The sequence below is a fragment of the Pseudomonas sp. NPDC012596 genome (assembly GCF_042902325.1).
In the GTDB taxonomy this organism is placed as follows: Bacteria; Pseudomonadota; Gammaproteobacteria; order Pseudomonadales; family Pseudomonadaceae; genus Aquipseudomonas.
The window spans coordinates 203,943-227,839 of sequence record NZ_JBIBEB010000005.1; the positions used below are offsets into that span (position 1 = coordinate 203,943).

General features: G+C 62.3%; 25 protein-coding genes and 1 other RNA gene. 5 read left to right on the forward strand and 21 right to left on the reverse strand.

The features are described 5' to 3' along the window. Positions 1–6: 6 nt before the first annotated feature. The 14 genes from ACFY68_RS08795 to rsmI all read right to left on the reverse strand — a co-directional run bounded on the left by ACFY68_RS08795 (position 7) and on the right by rsmI (position 14,995). On the reverse strand, positions 7–963 hold the full coding sequence (locus ACFY68_RS08795; protein WP_387525699.1) for a D-alanine--D-alanine ligase: 957 nt from the start codon (positions 961–963) through the stop codon (positions 7–9). Next, complete coding sequence (gene murC / locus ACFY68_RS08800; RefSeq protein ID WP_387525702.1) at positions 960–2,408, reverse strand: UDP-N-acetylmuramate--L-alanine ligase; 1,449 nt, start codon at positions 2,406–2,408, stop codon at positions 960–962. The genes ACFY68_RS08795 and murC overlap by 4 nt, the downstream gene beginning before the upstream one ends. Then, positions 2,401–3,480, reverse strand: a complete 1,080-nt coding sequence (murG, locus tag ACFY68_RS08805; protein ID WP_387525704.1) for an undecaprenyldiphospho-muramoylpentapeptide beta-N-acetylglucosaminyltransferase — start codon at positions 3,478–3,480, stop codon at positions 2,401–2,403. The genes murC and murG overlap by 8 nt, the downstream gene beginning before the upstream one ends. After that, positions 3,470–4,684 (reverse strand): putative lipid II flippase FtsW, encoded by a 1,215-nt coding sequence (gene ftsW / locus ACFY68_RS08810; protein ID WP_387525707.1) that lies wholly within the window; start codon positions 4,682–4,684, stop codon positions 3,470–3,472. Before ftsW ends, murG begins: the two co-directional genes overlap by 11 nt. Next, positions 4,681–6,027 carry a UDP-N-acetylmuramoyl-L-alanine--D-glutamate ligase gene (murD, locus tag ACFY68_RS08815; protein ID WP_387525710.1) on the reverse strand — a complete coding sequence of 449 codons (1,347 nt, stop codon included), beginning with the start codon at positions 6,025–6,027 and terminating at the stop codon, positions 4,681–4,683. Before murD ends, ftsW begins: the two co-directional genes overlap by 4 nt. Before the next feature lie 6 nt (positions 6,028–6,033). Further along, positions 6,034–7,116 (reverse strand): phospho-N-acetylmuramoyl-pentapeptide-transferase, encoded by a 1,083-nt coding sequence (gene mraY / locus ACFY68_RS08820; protein WP_387525713.1) that lies wholly within the window; start codon positions 7,114–7,116, stop codon positions 6,034–6,036. Further along, positions 7,116–8,483, reverse strand: a complete 1,368-nt coding sequence (murF, locus tag ACFY68_RS08825) for a UDP-N-acetylmuramoyl-tripeptide--D-alanyl-D-alanine ligase (protein WP_387525716.1) — start codon at positions 8,481–8,483, stop codon at positions 7,116–7,118. The genes mraY and murF overlap by 1 nt, the downstream gene beginning before the upstream one ends. After that, complete coding sequence (locus ACFY68_RS08830) at positions 8,476–9,963, reverse strand: UDP-N-acetylmuramoyl-L-alanyl-D-glutamate--2,6-diaminopimelate ligase (RefSeq protein ID WP_387525876.1); 1,488 nt, start codon at positions 9,961–9,963, stop codon at positions 8,476–8,478. Before ACFY68_RS08830 ends, murF begins: the two co-directional genes overlap by 8 nt. Next, entirely contained in the window at positions 9,963–11,696 is a 1,734-nt protein-coding gene (locus ACFY68_RS08835) for a peptidoglycan D,D-transpeptidase FtsI family protein (protein WP_387525879.1), read from the reverse strand. The genes ACFY68_RS08830 and ACFY68_RS08835 overlap by 1 nt, the downstream gene beginning before the upstream one ends. After that, on the reverse strand, positions 11,696–11,989 hold the full coding sequence (gene ftsL, locus ACFY68_RS08840) for a cell division protein FtsL (RefSeq protein ID WP_387525719.1): 294 nt from the start codon (positions 11,987–11,989) through the stop codon (positions 11,696–11,698). The genes ACFY68_RS08835 and ftsL overlap by 1 nt, the downstream gene beginning before the upstream one ends. Then, positions 11,986–12,933: a 16S rRNA (cytosine(1402)-N(4))-methyltransferase RsmH gene (rsmH, locus tag ACFY68_RS08845; RefSeq protein ID WP_387525722.1), complete on the reverse strand. Its 948-nt coding sequence runs from the start codon at positions 12,931–12,933 to the stop codon at positions 11,986–11,988. The genes ftsL and rsmH overlap by 4 nt, the downstream gene beginning before the upstream one ends. After that, complete coding sequence (gene mraZ / locus ACFY68_RS08850) at positions 12,930–13,385, reverse strand: division/cell wall cluster transcriptional repressor MraZ (protein ID WP_011535546.1); 456 nt, start codon at positions 13,383–13,385, stop codon at positions 12,930–12,932. The genes rsmH and mraZ overlap by 4 nt, the downstream gene beginning before the upstream one ends. A 307-nt stretch (positions 13,386–13,692) precedes the next feature. Next, positions 13,693–14,052: RNase P RNA component class A (rnpB, locus tag ACFY68_RS08855), an RNA gene on the reverse strand. Between the two features lie 67 nt (positions 14,053–14,119). Continuing rightward, positions 14,120–14,995 (reverse strand): 16S rRNA (cytidine(1402)-2'-O)-methyltransferase, encoded by an 876-nt coding sequence (gene rsmI, locus ACFY68_RS08860; RefSeq protein ID WP_387525727.1) that lies wholly within the window; start codon positions 14,993–14,995, stop codon positions 14,120–14,122. Positions 14,996–15,183: 188 nt separating this feature from the next. On the opposite strand from rsmI, the gene ACFY68_RS08865 reads away from it, so the two are divergent. The 5 genes from ACFY68_RS08865 (at position 15,184) to ACFY68_RS08885 (ending at position 18,927) form a co-directional block, all read left to right on the forward strand. Continuing rightward, complete coding sequence (locus tag ACFY68_RS08865; RefSeq protein ID WP_387525730.1) at positions 15,184–17,001, forward strand: penicillin-binding protein activator; 1,818 nt, start codon at positions 15,184–15,186, stop codon at positions 16,999–17,001. Continuing rightward, a complete protein-coding gene (locus ACFY68_RS08870; RefSeq protein WP_387525733.1) occupies positions 17,001–17,372 on the forward strand; it encodes a YraN family protein in 372 nt (123 codons plus the stop codon). Before ACFY68_RS08865 ends, ACFY68_RS08870 begins: the two co-directional genes overlap by 1 nt. A gap of 86 nt (positions 17,373–17,458) precedes the next feature. Beyond that, positions 17,459–18,052, forward strand: a complete 594-nt coding sequence (locus ACFY68_RS08875) for a phosphoheptose isomerase (protein WP_008097558.1) — start codon at positions 17,459–17,461, stop codon at positions 18,050–18,052. Beyond that, positions 18,049–18,627 carry a BON domain-containing protein gene (locus ACFY68_RS08880; RefSeq protein ID WP_346615687.1) on the forward strand — a complete coding sequence of 193 codons (579 nt, stop codon included), beginning with the start codon at positions 18,049–18,051 and terminating at the stop codon, positions 18,625–18,627. The genes ACFY68_RS08875 and ACFY68_RS08880 overlap by 4 nt, the downstream gene beginning before the upstream one ends. Before the next feature lie 81 nt (positions 18,628–18,708). Beyond that, a complete protein-coding gene (locus ACFY68_RS08885; protein ID WP_346615686.1) occupies positions 18,709–18,927 on the forward strand; it encodes a YgdI/YgdR family lipoprotein in 219 nt (72 codons plus the stop codon). Between the two features lie 52 nt (positions 18,928–18,979). On the opposite strand, the gene ACFY68_RS08890 is transcribed toward ACFY68_RS08885, so the two are convergent. The 7 genes from ACFY68_RS08890 to rplM form a co-directional block, all read right to left on the reverse strand. Then, positions 18,980–19,411: a ClpXP protease specificity-enhancing factor gene (locus ACFY68_RS08890; RefSeq protein WP_387525737.1), complete on the reverse strand. Its 432-nt coding sequence runs from the start codon at positions 19,409–19,411 to the stop codon at positions 18,980–18,982. Between the two features lie 10 nt (positions 19,412–19,421). Next, positions 19,422–20,045 carry a glutathione S-transferase N-terminal domain-containing protein gene (locus ACFY68_RS08895; RefSeq protein WP_387525740.1) on the reverse strand — a complete coding sequence of 208 codons (624 nt, stop codon included), beginning with the start codon at positions 20,043–20,045 and terminating at the stop codon, positions 19,422–19,424. Positions 20,046–20,160: 115 nt separating this feature from the next. Further along, entirely contained in the window at positions 20,161–20,940 is a 780-nt protein-coding gene (locus ACFY68_RS08900; protein ID WP_387525743.1) for a cytochrome c1, read from the reverse strand. Then, complete coding sequence (locus tag ACFY68_RS08905) at positions 20,940–22,151, reverse strand: cytochrome bc complex cytochrome b subunit (RefSeq protein WP_346615603.1); 1,212 nt, start codon at positions 22,149–22,151, stop codon at positions 20,940–20,942. Before ACFY68_RS08905 ends, ACFY68_RS08900 begins: the two co-directional genes overlap by 1 nt. Next, on the reverse strand, positions 22,151–22,744 hold the full coding sequence (petA, locus tag ACFY68_RS08910; protein ID WP_387525746.1) for a ubiquinol-cytochrome c reductase iron-sulfur subunit: 594 nt from the start codon (positions 22,742–22,744) through the stop codon (positions 22,151–22,153). Before petA ends, ACFY68_RS08905 begins: the two co-directional genes overlap by 1 nt. A 262-nt stretch (positions 22,745–23,006) precedes the next feature. Next, positions 23,007–23,399, reverse strand: coding sequence for a 30S ribosomal protein S9 (gene rpsI, locus ACFY68_RS08915; RefSeq protein ID WP_346615551.1), 393 nt, complete (start codon positions 23,397–23,399; stop codon positions 23,007–23,009). Between the two features lie 14 nt (positions 23,400–23,413). Next, positions 23,414–23,842: a 50S ribosomal protein L13 gene (gene rplM / locus ACFY68_RS08920; RefSeq protein WP_008097538.1), complete on the reverse strand. Its 429-nt coding sequence runs from the start codon at positions 23,840–23,842 to the stop codon at positions 23,414–23,416. Positions 23,843–23,897 lie beyond the last annotated feature (55 nt).

Sequence of the window (23,897 nt, forward strand, 5' to 3'; positions counted from 1 at the left end):
GGCTTGTTAACCTCGCGTCGCTACGCTGTCGGCCAGGATCGCCAGCACCAATTGCTGGAAGTCCAGGCCGGCCGCGCGGGCCGCCATGGGCACCAGGCTATGATCAGTCATGCCCGGTGCGGTGTTGACTTCGAGCAGCCAGAACCGGCCCTGCTCGTCCTGCATCACGTCCAGCCGGCCCCAGCCTTCGATGCCGATGGCATCGCAGGCGCGCGCGGTCAGGTCGATCAGTTCCTGTTCCTTGACGGTGTCCAGGCCGCACGGGATGCGGTACTGGGTGTCATTGGCGATGTACTTGGCGTCGTAGTCGTAGAACACGTGCGGGGTGCCCAGCGCGATCGGCGGCAGCACCTGGCCACGTAGAACCGCGATGGTGAACTCCGGGCCGTGGATCCATTGCTCGACCAGAACTTGCGAATCGTATATGGCAGCGTCCTTCCAGGCAGCGATCAATTCCTGCTCGCTGCTCACCTTGGCCATGCCGATGCTAGAGCCTTCATGGGCAGGTTTGACGATCAGCGGGAAGCCCAGTTCCCCACTCGCTGCAACACAATCACTTTCGCTGGCCAGTACGGCATGGCGCGGGGTCGGAATACCCAGGCTTTGCCATACCTGCTTGGTACGCAGCTTGTCCATGGCCAGGGCCGAAGCGAGGATGCCGCTGCCGGTGTAAGGGATGCCGAGGCACTCCAGCAGGCCTTGCATGCTGCCGTCTTCACCACCACGGCCGTGCAGGATGATGAAGGCGCGGTCGATCTTCTCGCTTTGCAGGCGTGCCAGCAGGTCGTCGCCCACATCGATGGCGACGACATCCACACCGGCGCTGGTCAGCGCTTGGATTACCGCGGCGCCGGACTTCAGCGATACCTCACGCTCGGCGCTCTTGCCGCCGTACAGCACGGCCACGCGGCCGAATGCCTTGACGTCCAGGGTCGAGTGCAACTTGTCGTAGGCGCTGGTCATTTCGACTTCTCCTGCTTGGCGCCAGCGAACAGCGGGCTTTTCATCAATTGCGGGGCCAGGCCACCGACGTCACCGGCACCCTGGCACAGCAGGATGTCGCCGGCGCGCAGCAGCGGCTGGACAACCGGCGCCAGCTCGGCGCCACGTTCGATGTAGATCGGGTCCAGCTTGCCGCGCTGGCGGATGCTGTGGCACAGCTGGCGGCTGTCGGCACCAGGGATCGGCTCTTCGCCGGCCGGGTAGACCTCCATCAGCAGCAACACGTTGGCATCGCCCAGCACTTGTACGAAGTCGTCGTACAGGTCGCGGGTGCGGCTATAACGGTGCGGCTGATAGACAATCACCAGGCGCCGGCTTGGCCAACCGCCACGCACCGCCTTGATTACCGCGGCCACTTCGGTCGGGTGGTGGCCGTAGTCGTCGACCAGCATCACGCTGCCGCCGTCGACTGGCAGCTCGCCGTATACCTGGAAGCGTCGGCCGACGCCCTGGAAGCCCGACAGGCCCTGGACGATGGCTTCATCGCTGATGCCTTCGTCGGTGGCGATGGCGATGGTGGCCAGCGCGTTGAGCACGTTGTGGTTGCCGGGCATGTTCACCGACACGTCCAGCGGCTCGCAGTCGCGGCGCAGCACGGTGAAGTGGGTCTGCATGCCCTGCTGGCGCACGTTGATGGCACGGATATCGGCCTCTTCGCTGAAGCCATAGGTCACGGTCGGGCGCTTGACCTGTGGCAGGATCTCGCGCACCACCGGGTCATCCAGGCACATCACGGCCAGGCCGTAGAACGGCAGGTTGTGCAGGAACTCGACGAAGGTTTTCTTCAGTTTGTTGAAGTCACCTTCGTACGTGGCCATGTGATCGGCGTCGATGTTGGTGACCACGGCGACCATCGGTTGCAGGTGCAGGAAGCTCGCGTCGCTTTCATCGGCTTCGGCGATCAGGTAGCGGCTGGTGCCCAGCTGGGCATTGGTGCCCGCAGCGGTCAGGCGGCCCCCGATGACGAAGGTCGGGTCCAGGCCGCCTGCGGCGAACACCGAGGCCAGCAAACTGGTGGTGGTGGTCTTGCCGTGGGTACCGGCAACCGCGACGCCGTGGCGATAGCGCATCAGCTCGGCGAGCATCTCGGCACGCGGCACCACCGGAATGCGCCGCTCGAGGGCGGTGGCAACTTCCGGGTTGGCCGGGTTGATGGCGCTGGACACCACCAGCACATCGGCATTGGCGGCGTTCTCGGCGCGGTGGCCGACGAAGATCTCGGCGCCGAACGACTCCAGGCGCTCGGTGACCGGCGACGCCTTGAGGTCGGAACCGGACACCTGGTAGCCCAGGTTCAGCAGTACTTCGGCGATACCGCACATGCCCACGCCGCCGATGCCGACGAAGTGGATGCGGTTGATGCGGCCCATTTTCGGGTGGGGCATGGCTTTCTGGCTTTCAACCATGGGCCACCTCCAGGCAGATATCGACCACGGTGCTGGTTGCTGCAGGCTTGGCCAGGCGCCGTGCGGTGCCTGCCATGGTGTTGAGTTTCTCGGGTTGCATCAGCACCTCGTTCAGGCGTTCAGCGAGCTGCGCTGCGCCAGTTGTCGCTTGTGGCATAAGGAAAGCGGCGCCTTCCCGAGCCAGATATTGGGCGTTGTGGGTCTGGTGGTCGTCGATCGCATAGGGCAAAGGCACCAGCATCGAAGGCAGGCCCGCCGCCGCGAGTTCGCTGACAGTCAGGGCACCGGCCCGGCACACCACCAGGTCGGCCCAGCCATAGGCATGGGCCATGTCTTTGATGAACGGTTCTACCTGAGCCTCGACACCCGCCTCCTGATAACGCTCAGCGGTAATCGGCGCATGGCTTTTGCCGGCTTGATGGAAAACCTCGGGGCGCAGGTTCGCGGGCACCTCGGACAGGGCCTTAGGCAACAATTTGTTCAATGGTTCCGCACCCAGGCTGCCACCCATTACCAAAAGGCGGGCGCGGCGCTCGGCCAGGGGCGCACGGTGTGCGTCCATGAACAGCTCCGGGCGCACTGGGTTGCCAGTGGTACGCAGCTTGTCATTGGCCGCAAAGGTGCCCGGGAACGCTTCGCACACGCGTGCCGACAGCGGCACCAGCAGGCGATTGGCAGTCCCGGCACGGGCGTTCTGTTCGTGAATCACCAGCGGCACGCCGCACAGCCGCGCAGCCACGCCGCCCGGGCCTGTCAGGTAGCCGCCAAAGCCGACCACGCAGACCGGCTTGAGCTGCCGAATGATCCGGCGCGCTTGCAGCACGGCCTTGACCAGGGTAAACGGCGCCTTGAGCAGCGACAGCTTGCCCTTGCCACGCAGGCCACTGACCTGGATCAGGTGCAGCGGCAAGCCAGCCTGCGGCACCAGCTCATTTTCGATACCGCGCGGGGTGCCCAGCCAGTGCACGCTGTAACCGCGCGCCTGGAATTCACGGGCACAGGCCAGGGCCGGGAACACATGGCCCCCAGTGCCGCCTGCCATAATCAGTACATTTTTGCCGTCAGCGGCCATGACTGGTCTCCTCGGCAAAATCGCTTTCCTTGAATTCGTGCTCCTCGCTGCCCAGGTGCGTGCGGCTCTCCCATTCGATGCGCAGCAACAAGCCAACGCAGGCACAGCAGATCACCAGCGAGCTGCCCCCGTAGCTGAGGAACGGCAAGGTCAGGCCCTTGGTCGGCAGCAGGCCGACGTTCACGCCGATGTTGATGAGGAACTGGCCGATCCAGAGGAACGCCAGGCCGAACGCCATGTAGGCGGCAAAGAACTGTTTGGCCTTCTCGGCCCACAGGCCGATGTACAGGGCGCGCACGGTGACGAAGACGAACAGCGCGATGGTCACCAGCGAGCCGACCACACCCAGTTCTTCGGCGAGCACCGAGAACACGAAGTCGGTGTGCGCTTCGGGCAGGTAGAACTGCTTCTGAACGCTATTGCCCAAGCCCACGCCCAGCCACTCGCCGCGGCCGAAGGCAATCAGTGCCTGTGTCAGCTGGTAGCCGGAGCCGAACTGGTCGGACCAGGGGTCGGTGAAGGTGATCAGACGTGCCATCCGGTAGGGCTGCGCCTGTACCAGCACGAACACCGCGACCACCGCCAGCACCACCATCAGGCTGAAGCGGAACAGCCCCACCCCGCCGAGGAACAGCATGGCTGCGGCGGCGCCCATCATCACCACGGTGGCGCCGAAGTCCGGCTCCATCAGCAGTAGGCCAGCCATTGGCAGCAGCACGATGAACGGTTTGAAGAAGCCCATCCAGCTTTCGCGCACCTCGGTCTGCCGGCGTACCAGGTAACCTGCGAGGTAGATGACCACGAAGACTTTGGCGATCTCCGAAGGCTGTACGTTGAAGAAGCTGAAACCGATCCAGCGCATCGAGCCGTTCACCTCACGACCGATGCCAGGCACCAGCACCATGACCAGCAGCGCGAAGGCACCTACCAGCATCATGAAGCCCATGCGCTGCCAGGTGGCGATCGGTACCATCATGGTCGCGCCGCAGGCGACCAGGCCGATGGCCACGTACACCAGGTGGCGGAACATGTGGTAGAGCGGGTTGCCCGATTGCACCGCCGCTACTTCCGACGACGCCGAAGTGATCATCACCAGGCCCAGGCCAAGCAGCGCCAGGCAGCCCGCCAGGAAGGCGAAGTCGAGGTCGATGCCACGGCCGCTGATCAGCGGCGACGGGTACGGCTTGAGGATGCCGAAGATCATGCCAGCCCCCCCGCCGCCTGGGCGAACAAGCGCCCGCGTTCTTCGAAGTTCTTGAACATGTCGAGGCTGGCGCAGGCTGGCGACAGCAGTACGGCATCGCCGGGCTGGGCCAGGTCGGCGCACTGTTGCACGGCCTCGTCCAGGGCCTTGACCCGCACCAGTGGTACGCCATCGCCCAGGGCTTCGGCCAGGCGCTCGGCATCACGGCCGAGCAATACCACGGCGCGGCAGAAGCGTGCGACCGGCTCGCGCAGGGCAGCAAAATCGGCACCCTTGCCGTCACCACCGGCGATCAGCACCAGCTTGCCTTCGATGTCCGCGCCCAAGCCTTCGATGGCTGCCAGCGCTGCGCCAACGTTGGTGGCCTTGGAATCGTCGTACCAGTTCACGCCGTTGCGCTCACGCACCCACTGGCAACGATGGGCCAGGCCACCGAACTCGCGCAGTGCCGCGAGCATAGGCTCGAACGGCAGGCCTGCAGCATGGCCCAGGGCCAGGGCCGCCAGGGCGTTGCTCTGGTTGTGGGCGCCACGCACTTTCAGCTCGCGCGCAGGCATGAGCGCCTGGAATTCGAAGGCCAGGTATTTCTCGCCATCCACTTCACGCAGGCCGAACCCTTTGAAGTCCGGCTGGTTGAGGCCGAAGGTCCAGCATGGGCGGCCTTCCACCGGCAGCGGCCGGCTCAGGGCGTCCTGGCGGTTGACCACCACCTGCTGGGCGCCACGGAAAATCCGGTGCTTGGCCAAGTGATAGGCAGGCAGCCCGCTGTAGCGGTCCATGTGGTCTTCGCTGATGTTGAGCACGGTGGCGACTTCGGCGTTGAGCTGATCGGTGGTTTCCAGCTGGAAGCTCGACAGCTCCATGACGTACAGCTCGACATCATCGCTGAGCAGGTCCAGGGCCGGGGTGCCCAGGTTGCCACCGACAGCCACGCGTTTGCCTGCCTTGGCAGCCATCTCGCCGACCAGGGTGGTCACGGTGCTTTTCGCGTTGGAGCCACTGATCGCGATGATCGGAGCCTTGGCATGGCGGGCGAACAGTTCGATGTCGCCGGACAGTTTGACGCCACGCGCTGCAGCCTGCTGCAGCGCCGGGGTGGCCAGGGCCAGGCCGGGGCTCACGTACAGCTCATTGGCGCGGCAAAGGAAGTCCACGTCCAGTTCACCACAGCGCACTTCCACCTGCGGGTAATCACGGCGCAGGGTGTCCAGTTCCGGCGGCTGCTCACGGGTGTCGGCGACCGCAAAGGCAATGCCCCGGCTCGCCAGGAAGCGAACCAGGGACATGCCGCTCTTGCCGAGGCCGACAACGATGCGGAATTGGTCGGAAGCGATCAGTGACACGCTCGTCTACCTCAGTTTCAGGGTTGCAAGGCCGATCAGCACCAGAATCACGGTGATGATCCAGAAACGGACGATCACGCGTGGCTCAGGCCAGCCCTTGAGTTCGAAGTGGTGGTGGATCGGCGCCATGCGGAACACGCGCTTGCCGGTCAACTTGAAGGAGGCGACCTGGATCACCACCGACAGGGTTTCCATGACGAAGATGCCACCCATGATGAACAGCACGATTTCCTGGCGCACGATCACGGCGATGGTGCCCAGCGCGGCGCCCAGCGCCAGCGCGCCGACGTCGCCCATGAACACCTGGGCCGGATACGTGTTGAACCACAGGAAGCCGAGGCCCGCGCCGATCAACGCGCCGCAGAACACGATCAGTTCGCCCGAGCCAGGTACGTACGGGATCAGCAGGTATTCAGCGAATTTCACGTTACCCGACAGGTAGCAGAAGATGCCCAGGGCGCCGCCGACCATGACCGTTGGCATGATCGCCAGGCCATCCAGGCCGTCAGTCAGGTTGACCGCATTGCTCGAGCCGACGATGACGAAGTAGGTCAGGACGACGAAGCCGATACCCAGCGGAATGGTGACGTCCTTGAGGAACGGCACGATCAGGGTGGTTTCGACACTGGTCGGCGCAGTCTTGTACAGGAAGATTGCAGCACCCAGGCCGAACACCGACTGCCAGAAGTACTTCCAGCGGCTAGGCAGGCCACGCGAGTTCTTTTCAATCACTTTGCGGTAATCGTCGACCCAGCCGATGGCCCCGAACAACATCGTGACGATCAGCACCGTCCACACGTAACGGTTGGACAGGTCGGCCCACAGCAGGGTGCTGATGCCGATGGCGGACAGGATCAAGGCACCGCCCATGGTAGGGGTGCCTGATTTGGACAAGTGCGATTGCGGGCCGTCATTACGGACAGCCTGACCGATCTGGCGAATCTGCAGGGTACGGATCATCCACGGGCCCAGGCACAGCGCCAGCGACAACGCGGTCAGTACACCGAGGATCCCGCGCAGGGACAGGTACTGGAAGACCGCGAAGCCCTTGTGGAACTGTTGCAGATACTCAGCCAACAGCAGCAGCATTAATGTTTCTCCCCGCTGGCACCGCACAGTGCAGCCACGACGTTTTCCATCGCAGCGCTGCGCGAGCCCTTGATCAAGATAGTGGTATTGCTGGCAGTCTCGGCGCGAACGGCTTCGATCAACTCAGCTTGAGTAGCGAAATGACGGCCATCGGCGCCGAACGCCGTGACCGCATGAATCATGTTGGTACCCACTGCATACAGGGCGTCGACCTTGCCGCGTGCGTAATCGCCCACCTGACGGTGGCCTTCCTCCGCCCACTGGCCCAGTTCGCCGATATCCCCAAGCACCAGAACGGTGCGCCCGGAAAAGCCGGCGAGTATATCAATGGCCGCGCACATGGAGGTGGGATTTGCGTTGTAACTGTCATCGATCACTCGCACGCCGTTAGGCGCGATCTGCGCCACGGTGCGGCCCTTGACCGGCTGCACGGCATTCAGGCCGGCGGCGATACCGCTCAGGCTCAGACCAACGGCATGGGCGGCGGCTGCGGCGGCCAGGGCGTTGCTGACGTTGTGCTCACCCAGCACGTTGAGTTGCACAGCCACCGAGTCACCGGCGCCATGCAGCGTGAACGACGGGCAGCCACGGGCATCGCGACCGATGTCACTGGCGTAGAAGTCAGCCTTGATATCGCTGCGGGCGAAACTGATGACCTTGTGCGCACCTGCACGGGCTTTCCAGGTAGCGAAAGCCTTGTCGTCCAGATTCAGAATGGCCGTACCGCCCTCGCCCAGGCCTTCGAGGATTTCGCCCTTGGCTTCGACGATTTTCTCTGGGCCGCCGAACTCGCCGACATGGGCAGTACCGGCGTTATTGATAATGACCACCTGCGGCCGAGCAAGGCCGACGGTGTAGCGGATTTCACCAATGCGCGACGCCCCCAGCTCGATTACCGCAGCGCTGTGCTCCGGCGCGATTTCCAGCAGGGTCAGCGGTGCGCCGAGGTCATTGTTCAGGTTGCCGCGGGTCGCATGCACCAGGCCACGGGTGCGCAGGATACTGGCAAGCATCTCCTTGACCGTGGTCTTGCCGCTGGAGCCGGTGATGGCCACCACCGGCTTGTCGAACGCGGCGCGGTTCAGCGCACCCAGCTGGCCCAACGCCACGCGGCAGTCCTTGACCTGCAGTTGTGGCAGGTCGACATCGGCGACCTCACGCTCGACCAGAGCCGCCACGGCACCTTTGGCCTTCACATCAGCCAGGTAGTCATGGCCATCGAAACGCGGGCCGGTCAGGGCAATGAACAGCTGCCCGGCACCGATACTGCGGCTATCGATGCTGACACCGGTGAAGCTGGCATCGGCGCCGACCTGCCGAGCACTCAGTGCTGTGGTCAGCTGGCTGAGTGTCATGGGCTTAAGCATGTGGAGCCTCCCAGGCTGAAAGTGCCTTCTCGGCTTCGACCAGATCGGAGAAATCATGGCGCTCGCCATCGATCTCCTGATAATCCTCGTGCCCCTTGCCAGCCAGAACGATGACGTCGTCGGCGGCAGCGGTAGCGATCAGGTGGGCAATGGCCTCGCCACGGCCAGCGACGAACTCGACGTCGGCAGGCTGGGCAAAACCAGGGCGAATATCGTCGAAGATGCCTTGCGGGTCTTCGCTACGCGGGTTGTCGTCGGTGACCAGCACACGGTCAGCCAGGCGCTCGGCAACCTCGGCCATCAGCGGGCGCTTGCCGCGGTCACGGTCGCCACCACAGCCGAACAGGCACAGCAGTTGGCCATGGGCGTGCGGGCGCAAGGCTTCGAGGACTTTTTCCAGGGCGTCTGGTGTGTGCGCGTAATCGACCACCACCAGCGGCTTCTTGCCACCGCCCAGGCGCTGCATGCGGCCAACAGGCCCTTGCAGCTGTGGGGTGACCTTGAGAATTTCGTCCAGCGAATAATCCAGCGCCAGCAGCGCCGCCACGGCCGCGAGCACGTTGCTCAGGTTGAAGCGGCCGAGCAGCTGGCTGCGCAAGGTGCGTTCACCCTGGGCGGTAACCAGCACTGCGCGCACGCCATCGTCATCGAACTTCGCTTCACGGCAATACAGGGAAGCGTCCGGGTTTTCCAGGCTGTAGCTGATCAGCCGTGTCTCGACATGGTCAGCGTTCGGACGACGGGCGAAGTCTGCCGCCAGGCGACGGCCAAAGTCGTCATCCAGGTTGACCACCTGGCAACGCAGGCTGGGCCAGGCGAACAGCTTGGCCTTGGCGGCCTCGTAGGCCTCCATGCTGCCGTGGTAGTCGAGGTGATCACGGGACAGGTTGGTCATGACCGCGATGTCGAATTCCAGCGCAGCGACACGTCCCTGCTCCAGGGCATGCGAGGACACTTCCATCGCTACGGCCTTGGCGCCGCCCTTCTTCAGGTCGTAAAGGGTCGACTGCACGGCGATCGGGTCTGGCGTGGTCAGGCGGCCGCTCTGCAACTCGCCGTAGAAACCGGTACCCAACGTACCGATCAGGCCACAACGCTGACCAAGCGCATCAAGCGCCTGAGCCACCAACTGGGTGACGCTGGTCTTGCCATTGGTGCCGGTAACCCCGATCAGGTTCAGCTGACGGCTCGGTTCGCCATAAAAACGACCGGCGATGGACGACAACTGGGCGATCAAGCCTTTGACCGGAATCAGCGGCACGTCGGTGATCGGCAGCACGCTGGCGCCCTGCACTTCATAAGCGACTGCAGCGGCGCCATGGGCCAGGGCATCGGCGATATGATCGCGGCCATCGACCTTGGCGCCTGGCACGGCCAGGAACAGGTCACCCGGGCGCACGGCACGGCTGTCCAGGGTCAGTTCACGGATCAGGGGATCGCGGCTGGCGTCGGCGAAAAGCTTGCTCAGTGGCATTGTCATCATCCACGCCCTCCCTTGGCGGGTACTGCATTGACTTGCTGCGGGTCTGTGGCTGGCGGCAGGTTATCCGGCGGCACGTTCATCAGCCGCAGGGTGCCCGACATGACCTTGCTGAACACTGGCGCCGATACCAGGCCACCGAAGTAACCGCCCTTGCTCGGCTCATCGATGACCACAACGATGGCGTAACGCGGGTCGCTCATCGGGCCGAAGCCTGCAAACAGCGAGCGGTAGGCGTTTTCGGTGTAGCCCTTCGACCCCACGGTGGCTTTGCGCGCAGTGCCCGACTTGCCACCCACGTGATAGAACGGCACCTGGGCACGGAACACTCCGCGCGGCGCTTCGATCACCTGTTGCAACATGCCTTGTACGGTTTCAGCGGTTTCTTTCGGGATGGCCTGCACGGCTTCCGGCGCCTTGTCGACCTTGAGGATCGACAGCGGCACCATCTTGCCGTCGTTGGCCAGCGCCGCGTAGGCATGAACCAGCTGCAATGCGGTAACCGACACGCCATAGCCGTACGACAGGGTTGCTGTCTCGGCCTTGCGCCACTCGCGGTGGTTGGGCAGGTTGCCAACCCGCTCGCCCGGGAAGCCAAGGCCGGTGTACTGGCCCAGGCCGACCTGGGACATGACCCGGTAGATGGCTTCACCGCCGATGTCGAAGGCGATCTTGCTCATGCCGACGTTACTGGAGTTGATCAGGATCCCGGTCAGGTCGAGGATCGGGCCTTCGCTTCGGGAAACGTCCTTGATGGTGTATCGGCCGATCTGCAGGCTGCCCGGGTAGACCTCGACCTTGTCGGTAGGCTTCCAGCGGCCGCTCTGCAATGCCGCACTCATGGAGATCGGCTTCACGGTCGAGCCTGGCTCGAACACGTCGATGATGGCGCGGTTACGCATCGCGGCCGGGAACATGCTGCGGCGGTTGTTCGGGTTGTAGGTCGGCTGGTTGACCATGGCCAGGACCTCACCGGTCTTCACGTCCATGATCACCAGGCTGCCGGCCTTGGCGTCCTGTTCGGCGATGGCGTTGCGCAGCTCGCGGGTGGCCAGGTATTGCAGGCGCAGGTCGATGGACAACGCCAAGGTCTTGCCGGCCTTGGCGTTCTTGGTCACCTGGATGTCCTTGATCAGCCGGCCGCGCCGGTCCTTGATCACCTGACGCTTGCCGGGCACACCGGCCAACCACTCATCGTAGGCCAGTTCCACCCCTTCACGACCGTGGTCGTCGAGGTCGGTGAAGCCGACCATGTGGGCGGTGACATCGCCGGCCGGATAGAAGCGGCGGAATTCTTCGAGGCCGTACACCCCAGGCACTTTCAGGTCGAGCACGTGCTGGCCCTGCTCCGGGGTCAGGCCACGGACCAGGTAGATGAATTCCTTGCCCGCCTGCTGGGTGAGGCGCTCGGTCAGCTGCTGGGCATTTTGCCCCAGCGCCGCGGCTAGCTGCGGCCAGCGCTCCTTGGACGCCTGCATCTCCTTGGGGTTTGCCCACAAAGTGGTGACCGGCGTGCTGACGGCCAGTGGCTCACCGTTGCGGTCGGTAATCAGACCACGGTGTGCCGGAATAGGAATATGACGCAGGCTGCGGGCATCGCCCTGACCTTTGAGGAAGTCACGGTCGACCACCTGCAGGTCGATGATGCGCCAGCAGATGGCACCGACCATCACCGCCAGCAAGCCGATCACTACGCGAAAACGCCAAGGGTAAAGTGCGCCTTCGAGCTTCATCATGGCGCCACCATCCGCACTTCGTCAGCCGCAGGCACACGCATTTTCAGCTGCTCTGAGGCCAGGCTCTCGATACGGCTGGCGGCGGTCCAGGTACTTTGTTCGAGGATCAGCCGCCCCCACTCGGCCTGGGCCTTGTCGCGCTCATTCAATTCACCGTACAAGGTGTTGAGCAACTGGCGGTTCCAGTGGGCGCTGTACGACACGGCAATGGCCGAAACGAGCACACCGACAAACAGCAGAAGCATCATGAAGCTTCCGCCTGGCAAAGGCTTGGCAAATAGCCGGCTCACCGAAGCTTCTCCGCCACCCGCATCACGGCGCTGCGCGACCGCGGGTTGGCTTTGAGTTCCGCTTCCGAGGCGAATTGTGCCTTGCCGATAAGCTTGATTTTGGGCTCGAAGACCTTGTGTTGCACAGGCAGGTTGCGCGGCAGGTTGTCTGCCTCACCCTTGACCAGCTTGCGCATGAACAGTTTGACGATGCGGTCTTCGAGCGAATGGAAGCTGATCACCGCCAGGCGACCTCCGACCTCCAGCGCATCGAGTGCAGCCTCAAGGCCTGTCTCGAGGTCACCCAACTCGTTGTTGACGTGGATGCGCAGGCCCTGGAAGGCGCGGGTAGCCGGGTTCTTGCCCTTTTCCCAGGCGGGGTTGGCGACCTTGAGCACTTCGGCCAGGTCGGCGGTACGGGTGAAAGGCTGCTTTTCACGGCGCTCCACGACGGCTCGCGCCATGCGCCCGGCAAAACGCTCCTCGCCGTACTCTTTGAATACGCGGGCGATTTCTTCCGCAGGCGCGGTGGCGATGAACTCGGCGGCGCTGATGCCCTGGTCAGGGTTCATGCGCATGTCCAGCGGGCCATCATTGAGGAAGCTGAAGCCACGCTCAGGGTCGTCCAGCTGCGGCGAGGAAACGCCCAGGTCAAGCAGGATACCGCTGACCTTGCCGTCCAGGCCGCGCTCGGCCACCTCGGCCCCCAGCTCGGCAAAACTGCGCTGCACAATGACAAAGCGGCCGTCTTCGGCCGCTAGCGCTTGCCCGGTGGCAATCGCCTGAGGATCTTTGTCGAAGCCCAGCAGCCGACCTTGCGGCCCCAGCTTGCTGAGGATCAGACGGCTGTGCCCGCCTCGACCGAAAGTGCCGTCGAGATAGCAACCGTCGGCGCGCAGGGCCAATGCCTCGACAGCTTCGTCGAGCAGGACGGTGATGTGGTTGAAGCCGCTATCTATGGTCACAGGATCAGGTCACGCAAATCGTCGGGCATGGCGCCCGGTTGTTGGATAGCTGCAAGATCGGCTGCCGAAACTGCGTTCCAGGCATCCTCATCCCACAGCTGGAATTTGTTCAGCTGCCCCACCAGCATCGCCTTCTTGTCCAGCTTGGCGTACTCACGCAGACGGGGCGGCACCAGGAAACGCCCACTGCCATCGAGCTCCAGGTCAACCGCATTACCAATCAGCAAACGCTGGAGGCGGCGGTTTTCCTCACGCAACGACGGCAAGGCGCGCAACTTGGCTTCAATCTGTTCCCACTCATCGAGCGGGTAAACACACAAGCAGGGGTCAACGGCGTCGATGGTCACGATCAGCTGACCATTGCAGCGCGAATCGAGCTCGTCACGGTACCGGCTCGGCATTGCGAGACGGCCCTTTGCATCGAGGCTGACGGCGTTGGCTCCGCGGAACACGGCTGCGATTCCCCACAATGTTAGCTTTTTTGTGCCAGAAAACCCACTTCATCCCACTTTCTGCCACTTGCGCACACTATAGGAATCCGCCCGCTGCACCGTCAAGGCACGTTCATAAGGAAAACCCTTACAGGACCGAGATTTAGCGCAATAAAGGAAGGAGGAAGGTGTGCCAGAGGATAAAAAAAACGTGAAAAATCAAACCGACTCAAACGAATGCAGTTCGAAGTTAAAGTGATTTATGAAGAGTAAGATCTTTTCGGTATTACCAGGAAGGATCTGCTATCGATCAAGCAGGAGGGAAGAGGTGGAGAGTCGATCTGTAAGCCGGGTTTTGTCGAGGACAGTCATTCCTCTACGACGGCCATCACTGGACGCCTCTAGCAACCTACCCGGTTCCGACGCGGGCCACGCCTGATGGAACCCTATTTGGTCTTGCTCCGAGTGGGGTTTACCTAGCCACGGACTGTTGCCAGCCGTGCGGTGCGCTCTTACCGCACCTTTTCACCCTTACCGGCACCGAAGTGCTTAGGCGGTTATTTTCTGTGGCACTTTCCGTAGGCTCGCGCCTCCCAGGCGTTACCTGGCACTCTGCCCTATGGAGCCCGGACTTTCCTCCCCCGTCTTTTGCGGAACAAAAGGCGGCAGCGACTGTCCGATCGACTCTCCGCCGACAAGGTTAACGGCACGCGCGCTCAAGAACAAGCGATACCGCAACTTATATCAAATAGCCACTACTGCTCTTTCTGCTTTTCCAGTGCTACTTGATACAGCAGGTTCTTGCGCACACCGGTAATTTCTGCCGCCAACGCCGCTGCACGCTTGAGGGGCAATTCGGCCAGCAGCAGGTCTAGCACGCGCTGCGCCTCGGCGCTGATGGCCTGCTCGCCTTCGGGTGCGCTCCAGCCACCCACCAGCACCACACACTCGCCGCGCTGCTGGTTGGAATCACCGGCCACGAATGCCCGTAACTCGGCGAGCGGCAGCCCCTTGAGGGTCTCGAAGGTCTTGGTCAGCTCACGCGCCAGCAACGCCGGGCGCTCGCCCCCGAACACCAGCTCCATGTCTTCCAGGCATTCAAGAATACGGTGCGGCGCTTCATAGAAGATCAACGTACGCGGTTCTTCCCTGACCTGCTCCAGACGCGCCCGACGACCGGCAGTCTTGGCCGGCAGGAAACCTTCGAAGATGAACCGGTCAGACGGCAGTCCCGCCGCCGAGAGCGCAGCAATCAAGGCGCAAGCACCTGGCACGGGCACCACATTGACGCCCGCAGCACGCGCCTGACGCACCAGGTGGTAGCCCGGGTCGGAAATCAACGGGGTACCGGCATCGGACACCAGCGCCACATCCTCGCCAGCCAGCAGCTTGGTGATGAAGCGCCCACCTTCGTCGCGCTCGTTGTGCTCATGGCAGGCTGCCAAGGGCGTGTCGATGCCGAAGTGCTGCAGCAGGCGGATCGAATGCCGGGTGTCCTCGGCGGCGATCAGGGCGACATCGGCCAGCACCTTCAATGCCCTGGCGCTCATGTCGTCGAGGTTGCCGATAGGGGTAGCGACCACGTACAGCGTCCCCACGGTGGATTTCGAAGCCCCTGCCACATCAGTCACTGCGCACACCTGTCTTTCGGATCAAAGGCGCCATTGTAGCCCGAGCGCCGGCAACAGGGCGCAAAGAACTTCACCCGCATCCACCGCCCAGCCACCTATAGTGAAGGTTCTGCAATCAGCATGATCGCGCCCCGGCCAACGCTTCGGTACAATTGCCGGCCAACTTGATCGAGTAACAGGACCTTTACATGATCGCTTGCCTGCGGCTGTTCACAGCCCTCTGCCTCGCTGCCTTGCTGGCAGCCTGCGCCAGCTCGCCCTCATCCAGCCTGGGCGAGCTGCCACGCACCCCGGACGCCAGCATCGAGCAACTGCTTGAAAAAGCGGCGACCAGCAAGTCCGCGCAGGACGCTGCCTTGCTGCGCCTGAGCGCTGCCGACCTGGCTTACCAGCAGAAGGACTTCCCGCGCGCCGCACGCATTCTCGAGCAGGTCCCGATGGATACGCTCAAGCCCGCCCAGCAGATTTTCGCTGCCACCCTGAGCGCGGAACTGGCGATGAGCCGCAACCAGCCCAAGGCTGCCCTCAGCGCATTGTCGCACCCCAGCCTGCAGCACATCGCCGAGCTGCCGGAAGAGCAGCAGGTGCGCACCTACAGCGTGCACGCAGCCGCCCTCGAGGCCGATGGCCAGGCCCTGGCTGCAGCCCAGCAACGTGTACTGCTGACTCCTTTGCTCAGCGGCCAGGCCGCCAGCGCCAACAACGACGCGATCTGGGCGCTGGTGGCTTCGCTGCCTGCCGAACAACTGCAGCAGCCCGCCAACAACCAAACCCTGGCCGGCTGGACCAGCCTGGCCCTGGCAGTGAAAAGCGCCGGCACCCTGGAGCAGCAGCAGGCAGCCATCGACACCTGGCGCAAACAGAACCCCGATCACCCGGCGGCCAAGCAACTGCCCCTGCCGTTGACCAAGCTCAAGGAGCTGGCCAGCCAGCCGCTGACCAAGATCGGCCTGCTGCTGCCCCAGGAAGGCCCGCTGGCGGGCGTGGCGCGCGCCCTGCGTGACGGTTTCATGGCTGCCCACTTCCAGGCCCAGCAGGCTGGCCAGCAAGCGCCAGCGGTGCAGGTGTACGACAGCTCGCGCATCGGCTCGCTCGACGACTTCTATCGCCAGGCCCAGGCCGATGGCGTGCAACTGGTGGTCGGCCCGCTGGAAAAGCCGCTGGTGAAGAAGCTCGCCGCCAACGCACAATTGCCAATCACCACCCTCGCCCTGAACTACGCCGACGCCGGCCAGACCGCCCCGCCGCAGCTGTTCCAGTTCGGCCTCGCCGCTGAAGACGAAGCCCGCGAAGTCTCGCGGCGCGCCCGTGCCGACGGCAAAGTCCGTGCCGTGGCCTTGGTGCCAAGCGGTGAATGGGGCGACCGCGTGCTCGCCGCCTTCCGTCAGGATTGGGAAGGCAACGGCGGCACCATCATCGCTGCAGAGCGCATCGCCCAGCCTGTCGCCCTCGCCCAACAGATCGCCAACCTGTTCCAGCTGCGCCAGAGCGAAGGCCGCGCGCAAAGCCTGCAGAGCACCGTCGGCGGCACCATTGCTGCGCAGCCGTCGCGCCGCCAGGACATCGATTTCATCTTCCTTGCCTCGACCCCGCAACAGGCGCAGCAGATCAAACCGACCCTGAACTTCCAGTACGCCGGCGACGTACCGGTATACGCCACCTCGAATCTGTACAGTGCCAGCGGTGACGTCAACCAGTACAACGACATGAACGGCATCCGCTTCTGCGAAACGCCATGGCTGCTGGACACCACCAACGGCCTGCGCCAGCAGGTTGTTCAGCAATGGCCCCAAGCCGCCGGCAGCCTCGGCCGCCTGTATGCCATGGGCGTTGATGCCTACAGCCTGGCGCCGCGCCTTGGCCAGCTGAAAGCGCTGCCAGACAACCGCGTGCAAGGCCTCTCCGGCAGCCTGAGCATGAACCCCAGCCAGCGCATCGAACGCCAGCTGCCATGGGCCGAATTCTCTGGTGGCCAGGTCAAACGCCTGCCGGATACCGCTCGCTGATGCCTGACGCATCGCCAACCAGCGCTGGCCAGGCTGCAGAAACCCTTGCCCTTGAGTTCCTTCAAGGGCAAGGGTTGCAGCTACTGACGCGCAACTGGCGATGCAAAGGCGGTGAGCTTGATCTGGTCATGCTCGACGCCAATACAGTAGTATTCGTCGAAGTCCGCTACCGGTTGCATGCGGGCTTCGGTGGCGCCCTCGGCAGTATCGACGGGCGCAAGCAGAAGCGACTGGTGCTTGCCGCCAGCCTTTTTCTGCAGAAGGAGTCTCGCTGGGCCAACCACCCTTGCCGCTTCGACGTAGTCGCCTTGCAGGGTAGCCACCATGCAGGCCGGCCACTTCAATGGCTGAAAAACGCCTTCGAATGCTGAACCCACTCCCATTTTATTGCTCTATGTTTCGCGGGCTGGTCCCTGTTGCGCGTAGCAAAGGCCACCGCCCCACTTAAGGTCACCAGATGGACATGCAATCCCGAATCCGCCGGCTGTTCCAGGCCAGCATCGATACCAAGCAACAGGCAATGGACATCCTGGCACCGCACATCGAGCAGGCCAGCCTGGTCATGGTCAATGCGCTGCTCAACGAGGGCAAGATGCTCGCCTGCGGCAACGGCGGCTCGGCCGGCGACGCCCAGCATTTTTCTTCGGAACTGCTCAACCGCTTCGAGCGCGAGCGCCCGAGCCTGCCGGCGATCGCCCTGACCACCGACAGCTCGACACTGACCTCGATTGCCAACGACTACAGCTACAACGAAATCTTCTCCAAGCAGATCCGCGCCCTGGGCCAGCCCGGCGACGTTCTGCTGGCGATTTCGACCAGCGGCAACTCGGCCAACGTAATTCAAGCGATCCAGGCCGCACATGATCGCGAAATGATTGTCGTAGCATTGACCGGACGTGACGGCGGCGGCATGGCTTCGTTGCTGCTGCCCGAGGACGTGGAAATCCGCGTGCCTTCGACGGTCACTGCACGTATTCAGGAAGTCCACCTGCTGGCGATCCACTGCCTGTGCGATCTGATCGACAGCCAACTGTTCGGGAGTGAAGAATGATCCCCAAGCGCCTCGGCCTGATGGCCCTGACCCTGTGCCTGAGCGTCACCGGCTGCAGCTCGGTATTGACCTCGACCCGTAACTCGCCGATCGAGGACGATCGCGGTACACGCACCATCGGCAGCAAGATCGACGACTCGCTGATCGAAACCAAAGCCGCGGTCAACATCTCCAAGGCCAGCCCTGACTTGGACAACGGCTCGCACATCGTCGTCAGCAGCTACAACGGCGTTGTGCTGCTGGCAGGCCAGACCCCGCGGGCAGACCTCAAGAGCCTGGCCGAACAAACCGCCGGCCAAGTGCAGCGCGTCAAGAAGGTGCACAACGAGCTGCAGGTCATGCAGCCCTCCTCCATCCTTGCGCGCAACAACGACGCCTGGCTGACCACCAAGATCAAGACCCAGATGCTGACCGACAATGCCGTGCCCAGCTCGCGCATCAAGGTGATCACCGAGAACGGTATCGTCTACCTGCTCGGCCTGGTGACCCAGCAAGAAGCCAACTCGGCCACTGCCGTGGTACAGGGCGTGTCAGGCGTGCAGAAGATCGTCAAACTGTTCGAATACATCGACTGATGCCTCTGCCTGCGCCGGCCTGTCGCGGGCCGGTGTAGGCAACGAACGTGCTCCACCCTTCCAGAACCCGGGAAACACCGCATGAAAAAGCTTTTGCTGCCTGCCCTCCTGTTCGGCACCTTCGCCACGCTGGCCGGCTGCTCCACACCCAGCCTCATCACCCTGAATGACGGCCGCGAATTCCAGACCGTTGACGAGCCGAAATTCGACCAGGATTCCGGCTTCTACGAGTTCCAGCAACTCGATGGCAAGCAGACTCGCATCAACCGCGACCAGATTCGCACGATCAGCGATCTGTAAGCGCAGCGATGCGACAAAGAAAAAGGCGACCCCTTAAGGTCGCCTTTTTTTGTTACTTGACCACCTTCAGGCTTGGCCGACCACTCGGACGCGGTGGCTGACCACCCCCATCCGGCGGGCCATCGTCATCCGGCTCCACGTCATCATTCTCCAGCTCTTCACTGTCCAGCAACGACGGCTCGAGCTCAAAGACCATGCCTTGGCCATTCTCACGGGCGTAAATACCCAGAATGGCGCTGACCGGCACGTACAGCGAATGGGCAACACCGCCGAAGCGCCCCTCGAAGCTCACCGCATCGTTGTCCATGTGCAGATTGCGCACAGCACTCGGAGAAATGTTCAGGACGATCTGGCCGTCACTGGCGAAACCTTGCGGCACCTGGACAGCCGGAAACTCGGCATTGACCAGCATATGAGGGGTGCAATCGTTGTCGACGATCCACTCGTACAGTGCTCGAACCAGATAGGGGCGACTGGAGTTCATCAACAGCTCCTTAAAGCTTGCGCATTTCACGTTCAACGGAGGACAGGCTCGCCAGGAATGGCTCACGGGCAAACTGCCGCTCCATGTAATCAAGCAGCGGCTTGGCTTGCCGCGGCAATTCGATACCCAGCACCGGCAAACGCCAGAGTATGGGCAATAGACAACAATCGACCAGGCTTTGCTCATCACTCATGAAGCAAGCGAACTCACCGAACAGCGGTGAGACCCCGGTCAGGCTCTCTCGCAGCGCCTTGCGCGCCTCGGCGCGGGCGGCATCGCTGCTGCGCGGGTCGAGCACGGTATCGGCCAGCGCGCACCAGTCACGCTGGATGCGGTATATCAACAAACGGCTGTTACCACGCGCCACCGGATAAACCGGCATCAGCGGCGGGTGCGGGTAACGCTCCTCGAGGTATTCCATCACCACGGTCGACTCATACAACGCCAGGTCACGATCGACCAGGGTCGGCACGCTGCCGTAAGGGTTCACTTCAACCAGCTTGGGCGGCAGGCGGCCGGGATCGACGTCGATGATCTGTACGCTGACACCTTTCTCGGCGAGAACGAGGCGTACCCGATGAGAATAATGGTCAGCGGGATCGGAATAGCAGGCTAACCGGTTGGTCGCGCCCATGTAGCGCCTCCTCGCAAGGCATGCGTAAAACTCTAAATGAAAACGCGCCCGGGGTAACCTGGCAATATTGCTAGGTTCCCCCGGGCGCGTTCAACTACCAGAAACTACTGCGTGATCAGTGCACGTCCTTCCAGTATTCGCGCTTGAGCAAGTAGGCGAACACGAAGAAGAAAGCCAGGTACAGCAACACGTAGGTACCGATGCGCTGGCTTTCCAGTTTGACCGGGTTGGCCGAATAGGCCAGGAAGGTCACCAGGTTCTTGACCTTCTCGTCGAACTGCTCGGCCGTCAGGGTACCGGAATTCGGCGTGATGGTCAGCTGGTCACACGCTTCATGCGTCAGCGGGCTCCCCGTCAATGGGTCGAATTGTTTCTTGCCATCAACCACCATCTGCACCTGCTTGCAGCCAATTACCTGGTTACCCTGCAGGCCGACCAGCACGTTGGGCATGCCAACGTTCGGGAACACCTTGTTGTTCACGCCGTACGGGCGCGAAGGGTCTTCGTAGAAGCTGCGCAGGTAGCTGTACAGCCAGTCGGTGCCGCGCACCCGGGCGACCAGGGTCAAGTCAGGCGGCGCTGCACCGAACCAGGTCTTGGCATCACTGGGCTTCATGCCGATGGTCATGTGGTCACCGATCTTGGCACCGGTGAACACCAGCTTTTCGAGCATCAGCTCATGGGGAATCCCCAGGTCGTCAGCAACACGCTCATAGCGCTGGAATTTGGCGCTGTGGCAGCCCATGCAATAGTTGGCAAAGGTCCGCGCACCGTCCTGCATGGCGGCCTTGTCCGTCAGGTCGATATCGACCTTGTCCAGCTCCAGGCCATGTTCGGCAGCGAAGGAAAAGGCGGGCATCACTGCCAGCAAAAATACTGCAATCAACTTTTTCATCAGCCAGTCACCCTTTCCGGAACCGGTTTGGTCTTCTCAAGCCTTGTGTAGAACGGCATCAGCAGGAAGTAGGCGAAGTACAACACCGTGCACACCTGCGAGAGCAATGTGCGCCCCGGCGTTGGTGCCAGTACCCCCAACACGCCGAGGATGACGAAGGCTATGCAGAACACCAGCAGGAAGACCTTGCTGATCCAGCCCTTGTAACGCATGGAGCGCACCGGGCTGCGGTCGAGCCATGGCAATACGAACAGCACGGCGATGGCAGCGCCCATCGCGATCACGCCCAGCAGCTTGTCGGGCACCGCGCGCAAGATCGCGTAGAACGGCGTGAAGTACCAGACCGGCGCGATATGCTCAGGCGTCTTGAACGCGTTGGCCTGCTCGAAGTTGGGTTTTTCCAGGAAGTAACCACCCATTTCCGGGAAGAAGAACACCACTGCGCAGAACACGAAGAGGAACACCACTACCCCGACAATGTCTTTGACGGTGTAGTACGGATGGAACGGGATGCCGTCGAGCGGGATACCGTTCTCGTCCTTTTTCTTCTTGATGTCGACCCCATCCGGGTTGTTCGAACCCACCTCGTGCAGGGCCAGAATATGCAGCACGACCAGCCCGAGGATCACGATTGGCAGGGCCACCACATGCAGCGCGAAGAAGCGGTTGAGGGTAATGCCGGAGATCAGGTAATCGCCGCGAATCCACTGGGTAAGGTCGCCGCCAATCACCGGGATGGCACCAAACAGCGAGATGATCACCTGGGCACCCCAGTACGACATCTGCCCCCACGGCAGCAGGTAGCCCATGAAGGCCTCTGCCATCAGCGCCAGGTAGATCAGCATGCCGAACAGCCACACCAACTCGCGTGGCTTCTGGTAGGAGCCGTAGAGCAGGCCGCGGAACATGTGCAGGTAGACTACGATAAAGAACGCCGAAGCCCCCGTAGAATGCAGGTAGCGCAAGATCCAGCCGTACTCCACGTCACGCATGATGTACTCGACCGAAGCAAAGGCCTCTTCAGCCGAGGGCGTGAAGCTCATGGTCAACCACACGCCGGTGACGATCTGATTGACCAGCACCAGCAGCGCCAGCGAGCCGAAGAAATACAGGAAGTTGAAGTTCTTGGGCGCGTAATACTTGCTCAGGTGGTCTTCCCACATCTTGGTGGCGGGGAAGCGAGCGTCAATCCAGTCCATGAACTTGCTCATCATGCTTTCTCCTGGTCGACGCCGATGACGACGATGTCATCCGACTCGTAAGAGTGCGGTGGCACTGGCAGGTTGAGAGGCGCCGGCTGCGACTTGTACACACGGCCAGCCAGGTCATAGTGGGAGCCGTGGCAGGGGCAGAAATAGCCACCCACCCATTTCGGCCCCAGGTCGGCGGGCGCGACTTCCGGGCGGAAGGTCGGCGAGCAGCCCAGGTGCGTGCACAGGCCTACGAGGATGAGCAGTTCTGGCTTGATGGAGCGAACTTCCGGGTCGACGTAGGCCGGCTGCTCCGACGCTTTCGACTCAGGGTCAGACAGCTCCCCAGTGAGTTTCTTGAGATTCCCGAGGATTTCTTGCGTTCGCCGCACGATGAAAACGGGCTGACCTCGCCATTCGGCGACCATCTGCTGCCCAGGCTCCACCTTGGCGATATTCACCTTCACCGGTGCACCGGCAGCCTTTGCCTTGGCACTGGGAAACCATGACCCCACGAACGGTACCGCAGCCCCCACTGCCCCCGCTGCCCCGACCACGGATGTCGCGGCTACGAGGAAGCGGCGCCGGCCTGCGTTGACGCCGTCATTGCTCATTCAGTCCTCTCCCATCAGCTTGCTTGGCCTGTTGAACCAGGCCTGTACTTAGGTAATGTCTGTGGCACTAAAAATTGGCCGCCATGGTAAGAAACAAATCCACACAGTGACAAGGTGATTAGCCGGAGTACGGCTACAACCCTCGCTTTGCTTGATCTGCGTCTATGCGACGGGTCGCCCCAGACATGCTGACAGGTTAGTTCAAGACATAAAAAAAGCCCGGTTCCAAGGAACCGGGCTTTTTTCGACTGCCGAAGCGGTATTAACGCTTGGAGTACTGAGGACGCTTACGCGCTTTACGCAGACCCACTTTCTTACGCTCGACTTCACGAGCGTCGCGGGTAACGAAGCCAGCACGACGCAGAGCGCCACGCAGAGTTTCGTCGTATTCCATCAGAGCGCGGGTGATACCGTGACGGATCGCACCGGCTTGACCGCTGACACCACCACCGGCAACGGTGACGTAGATGTCGAACTTCTCGGTGGTTTCGGTCAGCTCGAGTGGCTGACGAACAACCATGCGAGCGGTTTCGCGACCGAAGAACACGTCCAGAGAACGGTTGTTGATGGAGATGTTACCAGTACCCGGACGCAGGAAAACGCGAGCGGTTGCGGTCTTGCGACGGCCAGTGCCGTAATTTTGAGTCGCCGACATAATGAACTATCCCGTTAGATCTTCAGTTCTTGAGGCTGCTGAGCAGTGTGTGGGTGAGCAGCACCCGCGTACACTTTCAGCTTACGGTACATGTCGCGACCCAGCGGGTTCTTCGGCAGCATGCCTTTGACCGCGGTTTCGATAACACGCTCAGGGGCTTTGGCGATCAACTTCTCGAAGTTGATTTCCTTGATGCCGCCTGGGAAGCCGGAGTGGGAGTAGTACATCTTGTCGGAAGACTTGGCGCCAGTTACACGGATCTGCTCGGCGTTGATGACGACGATGTAGTCGCCGGTGTCAACGTGAGGGGTGTATTCTGGTTTGTGTTTGCCACGCAGACGGCTAGCGATTTCGGTAGCCAGACGACCCAGGGTCTGACCAGCGGCGTCGACTACGAACCACTCGCGCTTTACTGTTTCCGGTTTAGCAGTAAAAGTTTTCATTCTCTAAAGCCTCAGAGGCCGCCCAGCGAAAAATAGACGGCGAATCTTACTGGAT